Origin of the sequence: Novipirellula sp. (assembly GCF_041583735.1) — a bacterium.
In the GTDB taxonomy this organism is placed as follows: domain Bacteria; phylum Planctomycetota; class Planctomycetia; order Pirellulales; family Pirellulaceae; genus Novipirellula.
This window is the reverse complement of sequence record NZ_JBFHFD010000621.1, coordinates 1-5,131: the sequence shown is the minus strand read 5'-3', so window position 1 is coordinate 5,131 and position 5,131 is coordinate 1. Positions and strand designations below refer to the sequence as shown.

Here is a 5,131-nt window from a genome sequence, read left to right as displayed (position 1 = left end):
TTGAAAGGGTGGCGTTTGGCGTGGGCAGGACACCAGTTTCTAGAAGTATCCTCGGCGTTTCTTTTCTTCCATGCCGGCGCCGCCTTCGTCTTGATCGATGATGCGGCCTTGTCGCTCACTGGTCGTCGCCAACAACATTTCCTGGATCACTTCGGGCAGCGTTGTCGCTTCGCTTTCAACCGCGCCGGACAGCGGATAACAACCGAGCGTGCGGAAGCGAACCATGCGGGTTTCTTCCTTTTCGCCTTCCAACAGCGGCATGCGGTCGTCGTTTCGCATCAGCAGCACGCCGTTTCGATTGACCACCTTGCGAGGGGCGGACAAGTACAGCGGGACGATCGGGATGTTTTCCAAGTGGATGTATTGCCAAACGTCCAATTCGGTCCAATTACTCATCGGAAAAACACGAATCGATTCGCCCTTGTTCACCCGGCCGTTGTACAGATTCCAAAGCTCGGGGCGTTGGTTCTTGGGGTCCCAGCGATGAGCTTTGTCACGGAAACTGAACACGCGTTCTTTCGCGCGGCTCTTTTCTTCGTCGCGACGGGCACCGCCAAAGGCAGCATCGAAACCGTATTTGTTCAAGGCCGCCTTGAGCGCGTCGGTCTTCATCAATTCCGTGTGCCGCTCGCTGTCTTCCCACGGTTTGATGTCGTGCTTTAGACCCTCTTCGTTGATGTAAACGAGCAGGTCCAAACCGAGCTCTTTTTTCACCAAGTTGTCGCGGAACTCGATCATCTCGCGGAATTTCCACGTCGTGTCGACATGCAACAGCGGAAATGGGATTTTGGCAGGAGCAAACGCTTTTCGTGCCAAATGCAACAGTACCGCCGAGTCTTTGCCGATCGAGTACAGCATGACGGGCTTGTTAAATTCCGAGACCACTTCACGAATAATGTGAATGCTCTCGGCTTCAAGTTGCTTGAGGTGAGTTAGGTTGTAGTCCGACATCGCGCCGAGGAATCGAGTGCAAAAGGGAGAGGGCTGGGCCATTTTTGGCCACGTTCAATGCACGAGTATAGACGTTCGCCGATCTGTGACTAGGTGAACCCGCTGCATGGCTCGGGTGAATCCGCGACGGGCGTGCCGCGACCGAGGCTAGTTGTAGCGAGCACCACGAGGGCCAGCGGGCCAAATCTGCAGAATCACCCCTTCGCTGGCCTCGTCATCGCCCAGCGGGTAAGTCGCGACGCGACGCAGTTGCAGATTCGCGAGCGAGCCCAGATGGCGTGCTTCACCCCGTTCTTCGACCCATTTTGGGCCTTTGATCAAAAGCAGCCGATCGACGCTGGCCCAGTGGGGTTCAATCCAGCGACAGAATTTCGCGATGCTGCCCACCGCACGGCTGACGACGCTCGAAAAACGGAAATCCTCGAGCAAATCTTCGCCGCGGGCAGCGTAAACCGGCACCGGCAAACCCAGTTCTTCGATGATCTCGCCCAACGCGTTGGCACGCTTGGCCACCGATTCGGCCAGCGAAACTTCGATATCCGGTCGCAAAATCGCCAGCGGAATTCCTGGAACGCCGTTGCCACTGCCCAAATCCAAAACCTCCTCGCCCGCCTCTAAAAGCGGAGCCAATTGCAGGCAATCACGCAAATCACGGCTGACGAACAAGTCCCAGGTCGTGTGACGGGTCAAATTCAATTGCTCGTTCCATCGCCACATTGCTTCGGCATAGGCCTGCAGCTTTAGCGCGATCACCTCGTCGATTTCCATCGAATGAGCGTCAAGAGCAGCAGCGAATTCAGGATCCAATGACATCGGCAAATAGCAGCAAAGAGAACTGGTAACAAAGGGAGGCGTTCATCATCATGCATCAAGCCGCGATTGAGAACCAGAGCACCGCAGGATCTTCGTCGATCCATTTTGATATTATTTTGAGCTCGACTGGCTCGGTATTAGAGAGTGTCTGGCTTTGAAAACGACGTTGATGCAGGTATTTTCGAAGCGATCTTCTTCACAACCCGACGCGTCAGCGAGGGAATCTTTATCTTGGCTCGGTCCCTCGCTGACGCGTCGGGTTATGATTTTGCCAAGCCGGACGATCCTTTTTAGCAAGCAAAGTGGACCAACATGCTGACATCGGTCTTTGTCTACGGAACGCTCAAACGGGGTGAATGTCGCGAGTCGCTTTGGCCCTGCAGTCCCGCGTCGATCCAGATCGGTTGGACGCGGGGGACGCTGTTTCATCGCGATGATTATCCGGCAATGCAGGCGGGCGAGGACCGAGTGCTGGGCGAATTCTGGAGCTTCGCAGACGAGCAAATGCCGCAAGTGCTGAGGGTTTTGGACCAGATCGAAGGGACGAATCAGCTTGGTTCTGACGATCTTTACCACCGTGTCCGCGTCGAGGTGTATGCGACCGATGACCAGTCCCTCGGGACCGCATTTGGCTATCATTACGCCACCGATCCGCTCGCTGACGGATTCACCCGCATCGTTCCGGCGGAACCCGACGCATGGATCCAATGGCCGTAATCCGAATTGAGCATGCTGTATTTGACACTCAGTATTTCGCAGCCATGCCTTGCACTGCTTCGGCGACTGCGTCACGAAACTCTTTTGGCTCCAGGACCTCGGCGTCCACGCCCAGCGACAGCACTTTGGGCAGTACTTCACGGGGATGGGCTGCTGGCACGGTCAGGATCGAGGTGCCATCGTCCTGCAATTCCATTCGTTGTTCGGGGTGCCAGGGGTCTTCGCTAACCCACGCGGCAGCTCGCTCGCCCAGTCGGATGTGGACGATCGTCGGCGATTCGCCCGAGAAAATCCCAATACCTCGCCCCAGCCGGTCGGCCAATTCGATGCTGGGGTCGGGCTTAAAATATTCGTCTAGCGCCACCGCATGGCGGAAACGGTCGAGTTTCCAGTTGCGTAACCGCTGGCTCGGCTCTTTGACTTCGGGCGCCGTTGCTATCACGTAGATGCTGCTCTGATAAACCGCCAATCCGTAGGGTTCGATTCGCCGCGTCGAGACCGGTTTGCCGACCGACGCGTACTGGATCTCGACCACTCGGTGCTCGAGGATCGCTCGATTGATCGTTTTTAGCATCCCTTCGTGTTGTTCGTACGTTTTGTTCGGTGAACCAAACACGTACAGCGTTTTCCGGTAGCGGTCATAGTGCTCAAAGACGCCGTCGGGAATCACTTCACGCACTTTATTCCAGAACGTCTCGATCCCCCGCCAATATTGGGTGCCCAGCAGCGGGTACAGCAATTCGCGTCCGATCGACAACGCAATCAGCTCGGTCGCGGAGATCCCAATCTCGTGAACTCCCTTGTTGTTGCGGCCCAGCTTGAAAACCTTGCCACGTTCGAGCGTATCACTTTGGATGTCAAAACCGGCCGCTTGCAACGCCTCGACATCTCGGCGAACCGTTCGCTCGTGCAGCGTTGTCAATCCCAAGTCGCTGACCAGATCATCGCGTAATTCGTCAAGCGTCTTGCCGAAGCGTGACATTTCTAATAATTGAAGCAGCTTGTGTTGGCGAATCAGTTGTTCGTTGCGTGCCATTCAGAAACCCCCTCCACGGGTCGAGAAGTATCGTCAAAAAGCGTCCGGACAATCTCCGATTGTCACCCCCCTGTTTTCGATTGGAATGTGTCGAGCCACGATTGCCAATCCGTCCTAGGGCAATCGGTGCTAGGATCGACGGCCACATCCGTTACGATATCGCAGACGCAAAAAACGCCGTTTTCTCCCTTCCACCGATTGCAAAGTACCCAGGTTCTTTCCAATGAGCGATCTGCCCCGCATCTTTCTTACTCGCGAGTTGCCGCCAGCTAGCATGAAACGGCTGCGAGAATATTCGCAGTTGACGATGAACGACGAGGATCGATCGCTGAGCAAGCAAGAACTGCTCGAGGGTCTGCAAGGCGTCGACGGATTGTTGTGTCAATTGACCGACATCATCGACGACGAGGTGCTTGCGTCGAATCCCAATTTGAAGGTGGTTTCCAATTACGCTGTGGGGTTCAATAACGTGGATGTCGCTGCGGCCACGAAGCGAAAAATTGCGGTCACTAACACCCCCGGCGTGCTCAGCGATTCGACCGCCGATATGGCGTGGGCATTGATGTTCGCAGTGGCCCGCCGCGTCGTCGAAGGCGACCGCTTTGTCCGCGGCGGACATTGGCAAGGTTGGGCTCCGCTGCAATATCTTGGGCTTGATATCAGCGGCAGCACACTTGGACTTGTCGGATTGGGACGCATCGGCCGCGCGATGATCCAAAGGGCCAAAGGATTCGATATGAAGGTGCTGTATTGGAACCGCACGCGAATGGAGTCCGGCGAGGAACGCAAACTTGGTGTCGAGTATGTCGAGCTTGACCAATTACTTGCCCAAAGCGACTTCGTCTCGCTGCACGTTGCCTTGACCGAAGGGACGAAACACTTAATCGACGAGCGACGACTCGGACAAATGAAGCCAACGGCGTACCTGATCAATACCGCTCGGGGCCCGGTGGTCGATGAAAAGGCGCTTCTGCGGGCGCTGCAGACCAACTCGATTGCGGGTGCGGGATTGGACGTGTTTGAAAACGAACCGGAAATTGAACCGGGACTGTTTCAGCTCGACAACGCGGTTCTTGCGCCGCATCTTGGCAGTGCTACAATCGCCACCCGCACCAAGATGGGCGAGTTGGCCGTGGAGAACTGTCTCGCCGGATGCACGGGAAAACGCCCAGCCAACTTGGTCAACCCCGATTACGACCGCAATTGATTCGCGTCCTCTTCAGTCCGAGAGGTTTCTTGTGCGGTCCACGGTTTTGTAGAATCGTCACAAATATTTCTCGGCAGCTTCACGCCCCTCCGTGGAAGGTTCGCCTGCGGGCTATTGGGCTGGATTTCCACTTAGTGGTTGCCTTAGTGCGACTTGGGGTTGCCCTTGTTTTTGCCGCGTTTTTCGCTGCCGGGGGGCTCTTCGGCGGATCCGGACAGCTACACGATTCCTTCATATTTCGTTGACGGAAACCTCATCGCGTTTCTCTATTCTTCCGCCGATTCAGATGACTGTGGTCTGAATTTGAAAAGCGAAAACACGCTGGAAGCGATTGCTCGTTTTCAGTGAAGTCCCTCATAACGGAATCGAAAAACATGCAGTGGAATCCTGCTTCCGCGAAACTTCCC

General features: G+C 55.6%; 6 protein-coding genes. 3 read left to right on the top strand and 3 right to left on the bottom strand.

Annotation, left to right across the window (positions count from 1 at the left end; genetic code table 11):
• Positions 1-39: 39 nt before the first annotated feature.
• Positions 40-951, bottom strand: a complete 912-nt coding sequence (cysD, locus tag ABX962_RS29660; protein ID WP_008702189.1) for a sulfate adenylyltransferase subunit CysD — start codon at positions 949-951, stop codon at positions 40-42.
• Between the two features lie 147 nt (positions 952-1,098).
• Positions 1,099-1,764 carry a 16S rRNA (guanine(527)-N(7))-methyltransferase RsmG gene (gene rsmG / locus ABX962_RS29655; RefSeq protein ID WP_345321836.1) on the bottom strand — a complete coding sequence of 222 codons (666 nt, stop codon included), beginning with the start codon at positions 1,762-1,764 and terminating at the stop codon, positions 1,099-1,101.
• Between the two features lie 144 nt (positions 1,765-1,908).
• On the opposite strand from rsmG, the gene ABX962_RS29650 reads away from it, so the two are divergent.
• Entirely contained in the window at positions 1,909-2,058 is a 150-nt protein-coding gene (locus ABX962_RS29650) for a hypothetical protein (protein WP_372724942.1), read from the top strand.
• An 18-nt stretch (positions 2,059-2,076) separates the two neighbouring features.
• The gene (locus ABX962_RS29645; protein ID WP_372724940.1) at positions 2,077-2,481 is read left to right on the top strand and encodes a gamma-glutamylcyclotransferase; all 405 of its coding nucleotides are present in this window, start codon (positions 2,077-2,079) and stop codon (positions 2,479-2,481) included.
• A gap of 28 nt (positions 2,482-2,509) precedes the next feature.
• Here ABX962_RS29645 and ABX962_RS29640 read toward each other — a convergent pair whose 3' ends face one another.
• A complete protein-coding gene (locus ABX962_RS29640) occupies positions 2,510-3,517 on the bottom strand; it encodes a helix-turn-helix transcriptional regulator (protein ID WP_372724939.1) in 1,008 nt (335 codons plus the stop codon).
• Positions 3,518-3,740: 223 nt separating this feature from the next.
• On the opposite strand from ABX962_RS29640, the gene ABX962_RS29635 reads away from it, so the two are divergent.
• Positions 3,741-4,724 carry a 2-hydroxyacid dehydrogenase gene (locus ABX962_RS29635; protein WP_372724937.1) on the top strand — a complete coding sequence of 328 codons (984 nt, stop codon included), beginning with the start codon at positions 3,741-3,743 and terminating at the stop codon, positions 4,722-4,724.
• The last annotated feature ends 407 nt before the right edge of the window (positions 4,725-5,131 follow it).